Genomic DNA, 15677 nt, shown 5'->3' on the forward strand with positions numbered 1-15677 from the left:
TAGTCACAAATGTCATTGATCCAGGAAGGCGCAATTAACGGCATGTGCGCGTGGGCGGCGACGGCATCCGCCTCGTAAGCCGCCATTTGTTGCCGATATATGGACGGTAGCCAGCGGTGTCGGGCCGAGCCGGCATTCGTCACCTGCGCACGTCTACCCGGGCTTGTCCTGGGGGGCTAACAACCGGCCCTGAATTTACGGGGATCCCGCCTTTATTCCCGCGGCCCATTGTGCCGTTTTGCGAACGCGCGCGATTGTTCGCGTTTCGCGAACATCGTATTCGGCGGTTATCCCATACCGGCGGCCGCACCGTTGCGCCTATTGTTGGCGCGTCGGCTGTGCCATGCGGGAGTGCGCGCGTCTCACATGAATCTTCCGGGCGAAGCCGGCGGTCGAGTCGATGCCAGCACGATCAGGCATTTCGTATTACTAATTAAGTGTGGCGAAAGGTGATGCACTGCTCGAACGTGCGCAGATGCCTTTGGCAAGAAGAAACACACAGAAGAGCAAGACCAGTCGAAACGACGGACATGGAGACAGTCTATGAGAAAGAGGAGAGGTTCTGGCTTGAGGCTGATGGCCTGCGCAACGGGACTACTTAGCGCCAGTGTTGCACAGGCGCAAAGCAGTGTGACGTTGTACGGTGTCGTCGATGGCGGACTGCTTTATACGAGCAAATCCGTCGAAGCAGCGACAGGACAGAATACGGGCAAGCAGATATCAATGATCGAGGGGGGCGTCAGTCCGTCTGTGTTTGGTCTGACCGGATCGGAGGACCTGGGCGGCGGCCTCAGGGTTTCATTCAAGCTCGAAAGCGGATTTAGCGTTGCCAATGGGGGTCTGGCCGACTGCAATGGCAACCTGTTTGGCTGCCAGGCGTGGATCGCGCTTGACAATCAGTACGGCACGCTTAAGGCAGGCCTGCAATACTCGCCGTTCTTCCTCGCGCTTTACGAGTCGGATCCGCGCGACTTCTCGCTGTTTGGCAGCGGTCTCGTGAACATGGTCGATAACGTGCTAGGGACGGGTATCTTCAATCCCAACGCACTGTCCTATACCAGCCCGAAGATCGCGGGCTTGCAGGCCAGCGTGATGTATGCGCTCGGCGGCACGGCGGGCGATTTCCAGGCCGGACGGCAGTACGCGGCGAGCCTCAAGTATGAGCTTGGCGGCTTTCTGATCAACGCGTCCATCTATGACGGCAACGCGGGCGGCAATGCGCAGACGCCCGTGCCAACTACGCTCGAGTACGAAGGGCGCACTGTCGGCGCCGCGTACAAGATCGGGCCGGTGACCGCGAAACTATCGTTCGTTAACTACAAGGTGGCGGGGGCTTTCAACAATAACGTGTACGGCGGCGGTCTCGACTATCACATGACCCCTGCGCTCGATGTCAACGGTGGCGTCTGGGTTACGAGTGATCGCAACCACACTGCCAGTCATTCGGTGATGGGGGCGCTGGGTGCCGAGTACTCCCTCTCCAAGCGCACAATGCTCTATGCCCAGGTGGGCGCGGTCGACAACCATGGCGCCATGAACACGGGCATTTCGATCAACGGTGCGCTGTATGCGCCGGAAGGCACCACCATCGGCACGGTGCTCGGTATGCGGCACACGTTCTAGCCGCAGGAAGCGCCGTTCGGCTCATCCCCGCAGGACGACACCATGGCCGGCGCATCCGGGCTCTCGCCCGGCGTCGGTCGACAAGGAGAATTCGAGTGAAAAGAGGCAGATTGCTACGGTATGCGAGCGTAGCGCTCGTTGCGCTATTCGCCGCGAGTGCCAACGCACAAAATGGAGAAGACAGTGGTCCGGCGCAGGCGTCCGTCGCTTCCACGCCAAGCGCAAAGGAGATTCGCGCGACAAACCGCAAGTTGAGCAAGGCCGTATTGCGCAGTCTGACGAAGACGAAAGGCCTGAATGCAGATCGTATCGTGGTGGTGGCCAAAGGCGGCGTGATATGGCTTGAGGGCTATGTTCCGGAAACTGACCAGATCGGGCTTGCGACCTCGGCCGCGCAGGGCGTGCCCGGCGTCGATACCGTCAACAACCGGTTGATCGTGCGGGCCGAAGGCCTATAGCCTGCACGCATGAGACAAAGGCTGCGGCTTTCGGCATGCGGCCCGAGCAGGAGTCACCCATGAGAGAGCAAATCAGTACCCGGGACTGGCGCGGCATGGAGCAATTTGGCGCACCGTTCTCAGGGGCGCCGGGGCTCGCGTACTGGCGGTCGAGCGCAAGGCCCTATACGCTGGATTACACGGCGACCTCCGACACGATCTGCCTCGTTTTCGGGCATATCGTCACGCAAACACAGTACGACGACAAGCCCGCGAGGCAACTGGCGTTCCGCAGCGAAACGGCGTCATTTCATCCGCGTGGCGGCCGCTTGCGGGTAGATGCGACAAACGTCAGCGAGGGCTTTCTCGCGTTCAGCTATGTGGATACGAGCGGCCAGGGCATGGGCCGAGACGCGCTCGCCCCACTGCAGCACGCCGGCAATCGGGAAAACATCGGCGCAGAAGGGATCAGGCATCTGATTCGATACGCGCGCGCTCGATTCATGGGCGTCGCGCATGCCGACCCGTGGGAAATGCAGTGCCTGTCCACGCTCGTCTATGTGGAGGTCGCGCAGGCTCTGAGCCGGCCTGCATCTCGCCGGCCACCCAGGCTCACCGACGCCGCGTTCGATCGACTCGAAGCCTGGATTCGCGACCATATCGATTCCACGATTGCCTGTGCCGATATCGCGCGCGAATTCAATATGCCGCTGCGCGCGGTATTCGACGCAGTGAAGGAGAGGACAGGGCAGTCCTTGTATCGATACGTGGTCGAACGGCGTCTCGATGCAGCGATGCACCTGCTTCGCGAAAGCGATATGCCTATCTGCGATGTGGCGGCAGCTTGTGGATTTGCCTCGCAGCAGCACATGACCACGCTATTCTCGCAGCGCCGCGGGATGACACCGCGGCGCGCGAGATCCGTCAAGTTATAAGTAACACGTCCTATTGCTTTGCGTTCACCCGTGGGTGTTAAGCCATGGATACCGTGCCACGTCCTTGCCCGCGTAATCGGGGTCGAGATAGATAAAGACGCGCTGAATCTTCCAGTCCCGAATCTCGAACACGTCGCACCAGTTGCCGGCGCCCCATGCGGGATCGCCGGCGCGCCATGGACCGTCGCGGTGCTCGCCATGACTGGTGCCTTCGCAAACGATCACGTCGCCGCCTGAAAAAATCCAGTTGAAGTGCGCGTAATGATGCACGATCGATTTCACCATGCCTCCGACGTCGGCGAAGAGCTTCCCGATTTGATCCGTGCCGTTGGCCAGCCCCCATTTGGGGAAGAATACCTGGGCGTCGTCGGCGAACAGATCGAGGATGCTGCCTCCGGTCGAAGTCACGCCGCCATTGTCGAATGCCTTCAGATATTCAATGGCGACGGATTTCCGTTGCTCGTCAGTCATGGTTTGCATGGTCAGTGCCATGATCTTCTCCGGTAATTGCGATGATGATGTGTGGGCTGAACGCGCGTTGAGTGTCGATCAATGCGCAACGACTCAAACAGGGGCCTGGCTATGGGCGTGACGCGCCGCGAGATATGCGAACGCCAGAATGGGCCCGAGCGTTGCGCCGCCCGCCCAATAGGCCCGTGCCGATGGCGAAGCCACGCAATTGCCTACGCCGTAGAGGTGGGCGATAGGCGTACCCTCGTGGTCGAGCACCTGTCCATGGCGATTGGTCACCGGGCCGCCCTTCGTATCCAGATTGCCGCCGGTGAGCAGCGTTGCATAGTAAGGTCCGGTGTCGCTGATCGGGTGCATTGTCGGGTTGGGCGCTACGGGGCTGTTCGCCGCAGGCCCGTTGAACAGCAACTCGACCGGGCGCTCACCTCGATGAAAGTCGAGGTCCCGGCCATCGCGCGCGAATGCATTGAAGCGCTCGATCGTAGCCGGCAGATTCGTCTCGAAGTCCACGCCGAAGTGCAGATTGCCGATCTGCGACGCAAGCTCGGCCACGCGCGCGCGGATGTTGCGCGCGAGCTCAGGCAGTGTTTCCCCCTTGATGACGTGGGCATCGTCGCTGCCTTCCGGCACGATGAACCGCCCGTATTCCGTGCTGGCGCTGTGCTGCTGGCTGCGCGCGTCCCAGATGGCGGCGAGCACGAGATTCGGGTATGACGAGGTGGCAGGGTCCCACGTGAAGAACGCCTGTGCGGCCTCGTTGTATGCAAGCTTCTCGTTGGTCACGCGTTGGCCGTGCTGGTTGACGTAGAGCATCGAGTCGCCGGAGGCCGAGAACGTTCCGATCAGTCCGGGATCTTCGCGCAGTGCCTTTTCGAGGATGATTGGACACATCCACGCATGGTTCATGTTGCGCAATTCGGCACCCGCAGCCGTACCTATGCGCACGAAGTCGCCTTCGTTGGATCGTGCGGCGCATCCGCCGAATACGGGAGCGCTCAGAAAATTCTTTCGCATCGTCTTGTTGTGGGTGAAGCCGCCCGTGCAGAATATGACGGCCTTGTGCGCCTTGAACACCGTCAAGCCTTCGCCGGCAAGTTGCGCTTCGACACCGGTCACCGTGCCCGTTTCGTCAGTCAGCAGGCGCTCCACGCGGCAGTTGGTCCGCACCTCTACGCCGGCCTTGCGCAGCGCTTGCAGCATCGAGCGGACCGCCACGGCACCGCCATCGGACATCGACTCGCAAGCTCCTTTCGGCAGCAGTACGCGCCCGCGCGGCGCCTTGTCTTCCGGCAACTCCGCCCAGTAATCGGTGACGTCGGGACAATGCCGGTATTCGAGGGCGCCGTTGCGTGCGAGCAATTCTGCGGCAAGGGTCGCATTGTCGTAAATCGCCTCGCACATGTCGTACTCCCACTCAGTCATGCCAAAGCGCGGGAGGTCAGGGCTGTAGGTCTCGGGACGGGAAAGTCGCGCCATATAGCGCAGGCAATCCTCCTTTTGGTCGTCGATGCCCATCTCGCGCAACGGGCGATTATTGGGAACCCAGTACCAGAAAGCTGCCTTGCGCGCGGTGCCGCCTGCTTCCATTGCCTTTTCGAGCAGCAGGACGCGGTTGTCCTGCCAGGCGGCAAAGAGGGCGCAGGCCAGACCAGCTGCGCCGGCACCGACAATCACAATGTCGAACTGCTCGGCTTGCGGGTTCGCGTCGGTTGAGGGTGGGGTTTCGTGCGTACGGGTTTTCACGGGGCGTCTCCTGATCGTTGATGTCGGCCTGATCGGGTCAGGCGTAGAGGTGACGTTAGGCCGTGCCGCTTATTCGGTCTTCCAGATTTCGGCGTTTTGCGTAATTCTGCTTCACACACGGAAAGAGTAAGGCAGCCGCGGTGATTCGTGACATCTCAAAGGCAGTGAGGGATGGCGACTCTCACTTACTCCTTCCAGGTCGAGCCGAGGCTCAACCCGCAGAAGGTAAGGCGGCCGTCGTTTGTGTCGCACCGCTGAAACACGTCAGCGTTAACCAGGCCGAAGGTGGTCTCGGGGCGTTGAGTCATCCCTTCGGCGAAGGCTTCGATAATCAGTTCCTTGAAGGCAGAGTCGCGTGGCAACACCAGCAAAACTGCCTCGCGCTCGGTGCGGCTCACTTCGTAGAAGTGCATGCCGGGCAGATCCGTTTCGCCCCGTGGTGAGCGGCGCCGTCAGCCGTGGCGCGTATGTGGTCACACCCTAATGTCATGTGGAATGCAGCCGCGCGCCAGGTTTTTTGGCGACACCCCCCGCCAGAACGCTGTGCTCACCAAAGAACGCCCGCATGGCGTTCACGCCATCCACCTCGAAAGGTCCTGCTGAATGGCGACAAGGCGTAGTGAACCCCATGCTGTGAAACTGCGCGGCCACGTACAACAGCTCCGTGTCGAACGCAAGTTGCGATGCCTGCCGATAGTCGATACGAAAGGAGCGTCGACCAGGCTCGCGGAGTTCATGCCGGCTCGTTTTGTAGCGTCTTTGCGCAAAGGCTTGGATAAGGCGTAGGTTGGGCCGATCGGTGCGATGTAATGCCGGGCCTCGGCGTGGTTGTCGTCAATTTGCCGGCAATTTGACACAACGAATTCTGAGCACGTGTTCGGGGTCTTTTTTACTTAACATAATACCAATGATAATATTTTTAATATGGAATCCAAAATATTTTTCTGCAGAAAATGCGATAGTACCGCGATGTTGCCGTCGAGGGCCGTGCCTGCCCAAAGAATCAACGCCAGTTCATCCGGTATCCGTGGGTGGTTTCATCATGCGGACGATCATCCTCTTCATGGGGGTATCGACTCGTCTTATTGATGGAGCCGTGCCCCAGGTTGTCGCGCACCGTAGGCGCACCTGAGCCTGGCACTGGCCCGCTTTGTGGCCCTATATAAATTCCCCTTGCAATCAAGCACGTGCTGACTGCCCTTTGCGAGACTCACATTTTCGCAGATGACGGTAGCGCTCGATGGCTCGACCCGGCAGCCGCGATGACAACCGATATTACAGACGTCGTCCGCAATATCGGTTTAGTGGTCAGTTTTCAGCCGTCATCGTTTCGCTGCCTGCGATACCGGATCGATCGCGCGGCGGGCGTTCTTTGAGGTGGCTGCCGCCATGTCGAGGTTGCTTCGGGTCACTTCGATCGGCAGGTCCGATATCGGAGCGGAAACCCGATCCCGGCGCTGTTGACCACCGCCGTGAGCGTGCCGAAGTGCGAAATCGTTGCGGCGACCGCTGGTTCCCACGCTGTCTCATCACGTACGTCGTGCTCGACGAAGTGCGCTTTCCACCGAACTTGCAGATCGACTCGGCAGGGGCAAGCCCCGCATCCTTCGGCAGGTCGGCGAGATCACGACACTGGCCCCGACCGCGGCGAACATCGTCGTCCTGGCTGCGCCAATTCCGCGTGTACCTCCCTTCAGGATAACTACCTTGTTGTGCATAGAAATCGCCATATAGAATCCCTTAATCAGAAACGACCGGAACTTGGGGGGTCGCCAGTATGATATTTAGCGCGCGTAGGTCGGAATGCCCGCCTGGATGTAGTTCATCTCGTCGGCCCCCTGGTCCTTGATGGCCGCATCGACCCATGCCTTGATGAGGCCGGCATCCATGATGCCGAGGAATTCCCTGCTGCCCGTACTGTTGAAATTCACGTTCGAGCCCGTTACCACCATGAAGGTGTCGGTGTCTTCGCTGTTCGAGGCCGGCGTGTTGAACTCGTGCACCGATCCGCCCGGCTCATACAGATAGCAGCCTGCCGTCTGCTTCTGATCGGGATACTCGGTGTAGTACCAGCAGCCGCTCATCGTGTAGAGGTGCACGGTCCCGGTATGGAAGTGCATGGGCAGCGTGACGCCCGGCGCGAACTTGACGCGCAGCACCCAGGTGCCGTTATACGGGTCGAGGAACAGCGGATAGGCCTTGATGCCCGGGTGCAGCAAGCCTTCAAGGAACTTGCTCGCGTTCGTGTCAACGCCAAGCAGTTGGTCCTGGTGGGTGAAGATTTCAGGTGCGTTCATGGATTGTCTCCGGTATCAACGTAACGGGTGTTGTGGGGGAGTATCGGACGAAACTCTGTAAGCAAAGCATCAGTTAACAGGTTGAAATCCGGGCGGTTGCCAGTCATTGTCAAGCACATCCGCCCGAGGGGCATAGAGACGCAACGTTGGCTGCAGTTGACCCGATGCCGGGGAGGGTAGCCAGTTCGATTCCTTGTCGGGTCCGGGCGAATCGTGCTGGATGTACAGATCGAGCGAACCATCAGCATTGAACCTGAGGTTGTCGCGCGAGCCGATCGAAAATCGGTTGAGCGGATTGGCAACCTGGAAACCTCGACTGTCATACATCGTCAGCGACCAGAAAGCATCAACAGGCGGCAACTCATTCTTTCCGAAATGGAGCACGTACCTGTTTGCTCCATCGAGCCGCTTGCCGTTCTTGTCAAGAAAGGCCGTAGGGTAAATTGCGTCTTCTGGAAGATTGGCACCGAGGCCGATCATTGCAATCAATGCACGACGCAGATAAGACGTTCCGTAAGTGCCGATATTGTCGGTGGCGATGGTCCAGCCGTCGACGTGTCTTGCACTCGTCAAGGGTGCCTTCTTTAACATTTCTCGTGCGTCATCCGCGCCGGCGTTGATCGCAGCTAGCGTCGCATCATCCAGTTGCGACGGGTCCCATCGTTTGCCGGGTTCGAAGCCGAGCGTCTGAGCGCGGAAGAGGATCGGATAGTCGTTCGGGTGCGCCGGATATCGCGTCATCAAATCGGACAGGCGCGACAGCATCTCGACTCCGGTAAGCTTGTTCATCTGCAGAAGCGGAGGCGTTTTGCCGTCGATACGCGGATCGAATACCACCGATTCAGCTATCCCATGTCTGGACCACGTGCTCAACGGGGTGAGCTTCATTCCGTCCTGGACACGGTGAACATTGTCATAGTCTTGCGGGCCGTTGGTCTGGATTCGTCCCATTACCCAGATCGTCGACGTGGGTGCCTTGATCTCGCGAACGCCGGCCGGGAGCGTTCCCTTCCAGCCTGGTGGTACATAAGCGTAGTTCCCCGCGTGCGTACCACTCGTCCGCGAACCGACCGAGGCAAAGACATCGGTCCACATGTCGAGGGACGGCACGAGGTAGAAGCGGCCATGAGTGTCCGGAACGGTCAGGATGACAGGTCCTTTGCTCAGGTCCACCCACGCGAAGGAATACAAAGTGTCGAAATTGAATCGCACGACATCGCGCGCGTCTGAACCCGGATAGCTTCGAAAATGCGCGAACTGGTTGACCGGAGCCCGCATCGGCACGGAGGTAGCATCCGGCACATTGGTCGCCTGCTTCATGGTGATATCCATGAGCACGATCGGGTACGCGTAAAGGTAAAGATCTCGCGCCAGCTCCCGGATCTCGGCGGTGGACGGCCGGACCGCCTGTGTTTGAGTTTCCCCAGCCGTTTGCGGCAATGCCTCAGTGACGCCAATGAAGCCAGTCGTGAGGGAGATTGCCAACAGCGTGGTCAAAATGACAGATTGTCGGGATGGGTTCATGAGTGATTCTTTGATAAATGTGATTTCCTCGCTGCGAGGAAAAATGCTGTCAATTGGCAGAAAAAGCGGGGCAGTAGAAACTGGAAGTCAATCTTTATGATGCGGTCGGCTCAGCCCCCCTACGTCGAAGACGTGATACGCGAGCATTTTTCATGTTCGCCACGGCAGCTTGGCTTGGCCCGCGGCGTACAAACTGGCCAAATTTACGCACCTTGCCAAGATCCGGGGATGGCTGATCGTGTTGGAAGGCAACATTCCCGTTAATGATTGTGGCTTTGATGATGCCGTCGTTCCGGTTGACAACCCTGTTCATGCGACCGAGTTCCTCGAACGGTGCCTCCGCGTATTCGCCCAGTCGCGCATGCCGGAGCGCGAGCGGGTCAAGGACGACGAGGTCCGCTTGCCTGCCGATCTGCAGTTTCCCTGTATCCAGACCGTACCAGTCAGCGATCTCGCCGGTCACCCGCCAGATTGCTTTCTCCGGCGCCATTGCCGGGCTATCCTGGAGCGCAAGTTGCAACATCCAGAGACCGAAGTTATAGAAGGCCATATTGCGCAGATGAGCGCCCGCATCGGAAAAGCCGATGATCGCCGAAGCATCATTGACATTCGCGGCAACCCGTTTCGGGTTGTGGTTCCCGAGCAGGGTCGCCCAGCGCAAGCTGCGCCCGAAGTCGATCACGAGATCGAGAAAGGTATGCGCTGCATGTTCGCCGCGCGCTCTCGCCACCTCTCCGATTGTTTTGCCGACGAGCGACGGGTCCGGGCAATCGACGATATAGGCGTCGCCAAAATCCCGGTGCCAGACACGTCCACCCCATTTGCGCTCATAGTCAGCCTTGAACTTTTCCCTGTAGGCCTTGCACGAGAGGAGCTTCCTGCGATCGAATTCCCGCTTGAGGTGCAATGCGGCCTCACCCGTCGGGAATTCTTCGAAGATGACGAAGTCGATACCGTCGGCGTAGACCTGAAAGGGTTGCGGCAGAGCCTGCCAACGGAAGGTGGCGCCGAGCCATCGGTTGAAAAAGCGCGTTGAAGCCGAAATGAGGCGGTCCATGTTGGGCCGGGCCTTGATGTCCATCAGCGTGATCAGCGTTGTCTTTAAACCGCGTCGAACGCCCAAACTTGCCGACGTGAATAGATAGAAGACTGCGTTCACGGGATTAGTCAGGTTCGGTGCCGACTGCAGGATGGCGCCTCGCTTGCGCAACAGCCGGTGTAGCCGGCGATACTCGCGCCAGCGCGCATACACCGAGGGCAACGCCGCAGAACGGAAGCGGTCACCATCCAGTTTGTCCCAAGGATTGGTCATGCCGGACATGCCCAGCAAGCCCTCGTCGAGACTCTCATGCAGATGGCGTTCCATCTGTCGCATCTCGTCCTGACTGGGCCGCTCGTCGGGATCCACGGCTCTGCCAAGCCCCATCACCGCGGCGCGGAGGTCGGAATGCCCAACGTAGCTCGCTACGTTCGGCCCCAGCGGGAGGCTGTCCAGGTGCTTGACGTAGCCCTGCGCGTCGTTCCAGTTCTTCTGCTGCTGTAAAAGGGGCAACACGTACTCCCTGGGAATCGACTCCACGCGGGTGAACATGTCGGCGGCATCTTCCGCCTCGCTGAATATCATGCTGATCGAGCAGCTGCCGACAAAACACGTCGTCACGCCGTGACGCACGGACTCGTGCAGTCCAGGGGCCAGCAATACCTCAGCGTCGTAGTGCGTATGAATGTCAATGAATCCGGGGGTGACCCACTGACCTGCGGCGTCGATAACCTGATTCGCCCCTTGCGCGCTCAGAGGCCGTTCGCTGATCTGGACTATCCGGCCGTCACGAACTGCGACGTCCGCGCGTCGCGGCGACGTTCCGGTGCCATCGAACACCAATCCGCCTTGAATCAGGAGGTCATAGGGTGTTTGCATGAAGTCTCTCCGTAAAATCATTGGCTGCCGCTAGCCGGCGAGTTGCCGGCCGGTGACACGGGTCTGGATTCGTCACGCGGGACAGCGCGGGCCACCGCATTCAGCTTTGCGTGACAAGTGCGTTCCGGAGTCAGAAGGTGTGGCGAATGCCAACCATGGCAGCCGTGGTCGACATGTCCGGTGCAGTACTCTGACCGTAGGCAATCATCTGCATCATGTTGCCCTTGTTGTTCACGTAGCCGAGCTGCGCATATGCCAGCGTCCGCTTGGACACACTGTAATCAGCGCCGGCTACGAATTCGCTGGAATGGTTGGCGGAGTTGTTCCTGTCTTTCAGGTAGTAAAAACCGGACGTGATCTCAAAAGCCGGATTGAAGCGGTAGCCGAGTCCTGCCGACCACAAATCAAAGTCGACGTGATTGCTGCTCGCGGGGTTTTTGCCGTTACTGTAGGAGCCGGACACCGAAAAATCGTGGAACGTATACTTCGCGCCAAGATAGTAGTATCGATTGTTGTTGAGGCCCGTCGCCGGGGTAGCGGTAGCCGTCGGATTTGCCGGAAACGGATTGGCGTCGTGCCCGTTGTAATAGACGGCGCCCAGATTGAGGCCGTAGTTCGAATACCTCAGCACAGCCGATTCTCGTGTACCGCCTTGTGGCTGTCCGGCTACACCGCCGGGCGCATACTCAAGCGCGAGTGATGCGCCATAGAATTTGGGCGTCTGGTAGACGAGCGCGTTGTCGTCCCAAAGTGCGCCAATCGCGCCGTTTGTACTGGTTCCTGGCCAGCCCGCCTGCACATTCATGCTGATCAGCGCAGTCAAAATGCTGCCAAAGTATCCGGCACCGCGGACGTCGGTGTCCGACAACGCGTAAATCATCGGCGCATACTGTCGGCCGGCATCGAAGGTTCCGAAAGGCCCTGACATGCCAACCGTTGACTGCTGGTTGAATATTGCTGCAGCGCCTGGCGCGTCGGCCAGCCCCAGCTTGCCTGTGCTGCTGTCAAACGCGCCTTGAAGCCTGAAGTTGATCTTGTAGCCGGCCCCGATATCTTCGCTGCCCCTCAGACCGAAGAAGCTTGAATACAGGCCTCCATCCTTGTAACGGATGACGGATCCGGCGTCGGGCGCTTTCAATGATCCGCTGAATGAGGTGCTCTGGTACATCAAACCCGAATCAATGGCACCGTAGAGCGTTACCGATGATTGTGCGTGCGCGACACTTGCGAACGCCACGAGCGCAGCAGCGGCACTCAACTTCGACTTCATTTCGTCTCCTCGTGGGGGATTGTGGTTTGCCGGATATCCCGCGCCTTTCCTCAAAAAACACATAATGGAATTAACCTGTCAATATGGATCACCGTCGCCGGTAGTTCCGGAATGTCATTCATATAGATAGTTATCCGAAATATATTGGTGTGACAACAAGGTGCATCAACGGAGCAGTTGGCGGTCGCAGGCGGACTCAGTCGCAGGGAGTCTCTTTGCGCCCCATTATGCAAGCTGCTTCAGTGTACGAAAACCGCTATTCCCGGGTGACGCGGGGCGCGTTCCAGTCGCCGTCCAGCACTGCGAGCTTGGGAGAATAGAGGCGAAGCATCAGCGTGAAAGGTGCATCTGCGACAGGTAGCCAGTTGCTTTCCTTGTCTTTCCCCGGTGAAGACGCCTGAATGTAGATATCGAGCGAGCCGTCGCCGTTGAACTTTAACTTGTCCCGATCCCCGACGGCATAACGCTTTAGAGCGTTGGGAATAAAATAGCCATCCTTGTCGTAGGCGGTCATCGACCAGAAGGCGTCCACGGGGGGGATCTGTGATTTGTCGAGGTGCCATACGTACCGGTGCGCACCGTCTAACTGACGACCTTCGCTGTCCGTCGCAGCGGACGGATACACCGCATCCTCGGGCAGATTCTGGCCGAGTGCAAATGCAGCGACCGCTGCGCGAAGGCGATAGTTCACGCCATACGCACCGCTTTCTGTCGTGTAGATCCATCCCTTGCGACCTACACCTGTGTCGTTCTGCCCCATTTTTTTGACCATTGCTTTGCCTTCCTCGACGCCTTTCTCGATGGCTACCCGAAGCGCAGGTGGTGTGCGATCGATGTCGAAAGGCATTCCGGGCTGGATACTCAGTCGCTCCATCTGGTGGACGAGTGGGTAATCGAGCGGACCCGGCGGATTGTCTTTCAACAACGACGTGAAGCGCTCGAGAAACGTTTGTGCGTCCATCCTGCTGACAAGCAGCGGTGGCGGCGTCGTCATGTCGACATTGGGTTCCACCGTCCATTTTTGCGGGGGTGCATCGGGATTGGACCAGATGCTCAGAGGCGTTATCTTGTATTGTCTTTGCAACTGGTGGACATACGAAAAATCAGCAGGCCCATTCGTTTGCGTTCTGCCAATGATCAATACATAGCGCGTGGGCGCGTGAATGACTTCCATGCCGTCAGGCGCCTGGCCCCGCCAGCGTGGCCCGACGACGAGATAGTTGACGGCCCGGTCAGGTCCGGTCGTTCTTGTACCAGGGACTGCGAACACATCGCTCCAGAGGCTCAGCATGGGCAACATGAAGTACCGGTCGCTAGCCGGGACGGAAACCACGACCGGCTCGGGTCCAAGGTCAAGCCACGCACCCGAATAGAGCGTATCGACGTTGGGTCGGATCACGACCTTGAACTTGTCTGACGGAAATGTCGCTGCGTGGACGAAGTGGTTCGGAATAGTGTGCGGAAACTGCGTGGGCGCCGCAAAATTGGATGTCTGAATCCGGGTGACGTCCATCAGGACGAGCGGATACGCGTAGACATAGGCATCGCGGGCAATCCGAGTCGCTTCCTCCTGCGAGACAGACACGGAGGATGCCGTTGCACCAGAGGTGTGCGCCAGAATCGTCGAGGGCAGGAGAGCGAACACCGGTGCGGACATCGAGATAGCAATACCGAGTGCCGCCATTTGTTTCGAAATGAACACGTAAATCTCCATCTGCAATCGTTACTACGTAAGCTCTTCAGGCATTCCGACGACAGGGCCCCGTTTGCCCGCGGACCGGAAAGGGGTCACTTGCCTGGGTACTGCAACGTCGCGGTGCCGACGACCAACTGATTCGCTCGTGCTGGTTCGCGGTAAGTGCATTCTGCGGTTCGGCGACTGCCAACGCTTGACGTTTGAAGACAGTCGTTTGGCTTTTCATGACACCCCTGGTTTGTACCAAGGTCAACTTGAAAGGTGTGGCTCACGGGGGCAGACCAGAATACTCATCGCCCATTGGTAGCGACCCTGTGTGACGCCCCGGGAAACGGTATCGATTGACGGAGGCTGGTCTGCCGCCAATAATAGGTAACCCCTGCGGAAACAGATATTTCAACGCTCAAAAATGGCGACCCTCGTGCGCTCGACCGGCCTTTCCGGTTACGAAAGGCTGGGCCGCTCCATTGGCCTGGACACCCGACGTGAGCTGCAACGAGTAGGCCTGTCGTCGAAAGCGCTTGCCGACCACGATGCGCTCATTCCGTATGCCGCCGTGATCAACCTGCTGGAGCATTCCGCGCAGGTGAGCAACTGCCCGGACTTCGGATTACGCCTCTCTGAATTGCAGGGCATCGATATCCTGGGACCTTTGGCGATACTGATCCGGCATTCGCCAACGCTCGGCGAGGCGCTTCAACTCGCTTCTCAATTCGTCTTCGTCCATAGCCCGGCCATCCAGCTCGTCATCGAGCCGGCTCCTGAAGACAAGGCATGCGTCAACATTTGCTTTGCCGTGAACATGCCGCATCTGCCGCCTTGCCCGCAAACGATCGAATTGTCGCTGGGTGTCATGATCCGTGCCCTGCGGCTGATCGGTGGTCGAAGTGTTGAACCGCTCGTCGCGCTGCTGCCTCACCGCCGGTTAGGACCAGCGGCCAGCTATGCCCGAGCCTACGCCTGTGAGTGCCAATTCGGCTATACCATGGCAGCCGTGCGGGTCCAGGCTTGCAGCCTTGAATATGCATTACCGGAGCACAATCCGATGTTGCTGGAAATGGCGCAGACGTACCTGAGTCAACAATTTGGCGAACCGAGGCTGCTGTTGACGGATCGTGTTCGCGCACTCGTGCGTCGCTTCATTGCTGCCGGCAGCATTACCCAAATTTCGATTGCCGAGGCGTTGTCGATCCATCCGCGCACTTTGCAACGCCGCCTGAGCAGGGAGGGACACAATTTTGAGGATATAGTCGACCAGGTTCGACGCGAACGATTTCTTGCTTTGCTCGACAACCCCGAGCCGCAGCCGTTGAGCCAGATCGCTTTGATGCTCGGCTACTCGGAACAGGCTGCGATCACTCGGAGTTGTCACCGCTGGTTCGGCTGCAATCCGACTGAATTTCAACAGCGTCGATCAGGTGCGGCGAAAGAGGCAAGCAGCTGACCAGCCGCTACCAGAGTTTTGTGAAGCCGCAGCAGATGGCAGGGCGACCGGCTCATGCGCAAGACTATCTGCAAGTGAGGACGACCGTCCTGAATGAGGCCACCGTGATGGAGATCCGTTCATCACGCGAGGGTTGGAAGAGAGTTGATGCTACGGCAGAATTCCATGCGGTCGAGAATGCCAGATTGACGGATGTCTTCGCGGCGTGCGAGGCACTGCAATCAGAATTGGCTTTTGACGAAACGGGCAATAGGACCGCTAGCGCTCAAGCCACTGCGGCGAGTCGAATTCACCTTGGCGTGTCCTGGTCCTGCGTGGG

General features: G+C 58.9%; 14 protein-coding genes. 5 read left to right on the forward strand and 9 right to left on the reverse strand.

Annotated features, from left to right (window positions below; all coding sequences use genetic code 11):
- Window positions 1-576: 576 nt before the first annotated feature.
- The 3 genes from BO1_RS45700 (at window position 577) to BO1_RS45710 (ending at window position 2995) form a co-directional block, all read left to right on the forward strand.
- A complete protein-coding gene (locus tag BO1_RS45700; protein ID WP_245644107.1) occupies window positions 577-1623 on the forward strand; it encodes a porin in 1047 nt (348 codons plus the stop codon).
- A gap of 251 nt (window positions 1624-1874) precedes the next feature.
- Window positions 1875-2081 (forward strand): BON domain-containing protein, encoded by a 207-nt coding sequence (locus BO1_RS61650; RefSeq protein WP_245644103.1) that lies wholly within the window; start codon window positions 1875-1877, stop codon window positions 2079-2081.
- A gap of 59 nt (window positions 2082-2140) precedes the next feature.
- On the forward strand, window positions 2141-2995 hold the full coding sequence (locus BO1_RS45710) for a helix-turn-helix domain-containing protein (protein ID WP_245644105.1): 855 nt from the start codon (window positions 2141-2143) through the stop codon (window positions 2993-2995).
- A 24-nt stretch (window positions 2996-3019) separates the two neighbouring features.
- On the opposite strand, the gene BO1_RS45715 is transcribed toward BO1_RS45710, so the two are convergent.
- From BO1_RS45715 to BO1_RS45750, 9 genes are all read right to left on the reverse strand, one after another.
- Entirely contained in the window at window positions 3020-3487 is a 468-nt protein-coding gene (locus BO1_RS45715) for a nuclear transport factor 2 family protein (RefSeq protein WP_028223300.1), read from the reverse strand.
- Window positions 3488-3559: 72 nt separating this feature from the next.
- The gene (locus BO1_RS55560) at window positions 3560-5209 is read right to left on the reverse strand and encodes an FAD-dependent oxidoreductase (RefSeq protein WP_043289049.1); all 1650 of its coding nucleotides are present in this window, start codon (window positions 5207-5209) and stop codon (window positions 3560-3562) included.
- A gap of 185 nt (window positions 5210-5394) precedes the next feature.
- Window positions 5395-5622: a hypothetical protein gene (locus BO1_RS56765; RefSeq protein WP_052409848.1), complete on the reverse strand. Its 228-nt coding sequence runs from the start codon at window positions 5620-5622 to the stop codon at window positions 5395-5397.
- A 909-nt stretch (window positions 5623-6531) separates the two neighbouring features.
- Window positions 6532-6729, reverse strand: a complete 198-nt coding sequence (locus BO1_RS62220) for a hypothetical protein (RefSeq protein WP_407670089.1) — start codon at window positions 6727-6729, stop codon at window positions 6532-6534.
- Between the two features lie 264 nt (window positions 6730-6993).
- Window positions 6994-7506, reverse strand: coding sequence for a 2,4'-dihydroxyacetophenone dioxygenase family protein (locus BO1_RS45730; protein WP_028223301.1), 513 nt, complete (start codon window positions 7504-7506; stop codon window positions 6994-6996).
- Window positions 7507-7575: 69 nt separating this feature from the next.
- Window positions 7576-9030 (reverse strand): DUF1254 domain-containing protein, encoded by a 1455-nt coding sequence (locus tag BO1_RS45735; RefSeq protein WP_043289050.1) that lies wholly within the window; start codon window positions 9028-9030, stop codon window positions 7576-7578.
- A gap of 94 nt (window positions 9031-9124) precedes the next feature.
- Window positions 9125-10948: an N-acyl-D-amino-acid deacylase family protein gene (locus BO1_RS55570; RefSeq protein ID WP_084688792.1), complete on the reverse strand. Its 1824-nt coding sequence runs from the start codon at window positions 10946-10948 to the stop codon at window positions 9125-9127.
- Window positions 10949-11078: 130 nt separating this feature from the next.
- Window positions 11079-12218 carry a porin gene (locus BO1_RS45745; RefSeq protein ID WP_028223303.1) on the reverse strand — a complete coding sequence of 380 codons (1140 nt, stop codon included), beginning with the start codon at window positions 12216-12218 and terminating at the stop codon, window positions 11079-11081.
- 256 nt (window positions 12219-12474) lie between these two features.
- Window positions 12475-13932: a DUF1254 domain-containing protein gene (locus tag BO1_RS45750; protein WP_218002871.1), complete on the reverse strand. Its 1458-nt coding sequence runs from the start codon at window positions 13930-13932 to the stop codon at window positions 12475-12477.
- 391 nt (window positions 13933-14323) lie between these two features.
- Between BO1_RS45750 and BO1_RS45755 the strand changes: the two genes are divergently transcribed.
- Window positions 14324-15358 carry an AraC family transcriptional regulator gene (locus BO1_RS45755; protein WP_028223305.1) on the forward strand — a complete coding sequence of 345 codons (1035 nt, stop codon included), beginning with the start codon at window positions 14324-14326 and terminating at the stop codon, window positions 15356-15358.
- 20 nt (window positions 15359-15378) lie between these two features.
- A partial coding sequence (locus tag BO1_RS60845) for a hypothetical protein (protein ID WP_218002872.1) occupies window positions 15379-15677 on the forward strand: 299 nt, incomplete at its 3' end.

The sequence above is a fragment of the Paraburkholderia oxyphila NBRC 105797 genome (genome assembly GCF_000685075.1).
Lineage (GTDB): Bacteria > Pseudomonadota > Gammaproteobacteria > Burkholderiales > Burkholderiaceae > Paraburkholderia > Paraburkholderia oxyphila.

Bases quoted from the DNA above. Each gene is read 5' to 3' on its own strand.
- BO1_RS45700 (WP_245644107.1), top strand. From the start codon at position 577: ATGGCCTGCGCAACGGGACTACTTAGCGCCAGTGTTGCACAGGCGCAA.
- BO1_RS45715 (WP_028223300.1), bottom strand. From the start codon at position 3,487: ATGGCACTGACCATGCAAACCATGACTGACGAGCAACGGAAATCCGTC.
- BO1_RS45710 (WP_245644105.1), top strand. From the start codon at position 2,141: ATGAGAGAGCAAATCAGTACCCGGGACTGGCGCGGCATGGAGCAATTT.
- BO1_RS45755 (WP_028223305.1), top strand. From the start codon at position 14,324: ATGGCGACCCTCGTGCGCTCGACCGGCCTTTCCGGTTACGAAAGGCTG.
- BO1_RS45735 (WP_043289050.1), bottom strand. From the start codon at position 9,030: ATGAACCCATCCCGACAATCTGTCATTTTGACCACGCTGTTGGCAATC.
- BO1_RS45730 (WP_028223301.1), bottom strand. From the start codon at position 7,506: ATGAACGCACCTGAAATCTTCACCCACCAGGACCAACTGCTTGGCGTT.
- BO1_RS56765 (WP_052409848.1), bottom strand. From the start codon at position 5,622: ATGCACTTCTACGAAGTGAGCCGCACCGAGCGCGAGGCAGTTTTGCTG.
- BO1_RS45745 (WP_028223303.1), bottom strand. From the start codon at position 12,218: ATGAAGTCGAAGTTGAGTGCCGCTGCTGCGCTCGTGGCGTTCGCAAGT.
- BO1_RS55570 (WP_084688792.1), bottom strand. From the start codon at position 10,948: ATGCAAACACCCTATGACCTCCTGATTCAAGGCGGATTGGTGTTCGAT.
- BO1_RS45750 (WP_218002871.1), bottom strand. From the start codon at position 13,932: ATGGAGATTTACGTGTTCATTTCGAAACAAATGGCGGCACTCGGTATT.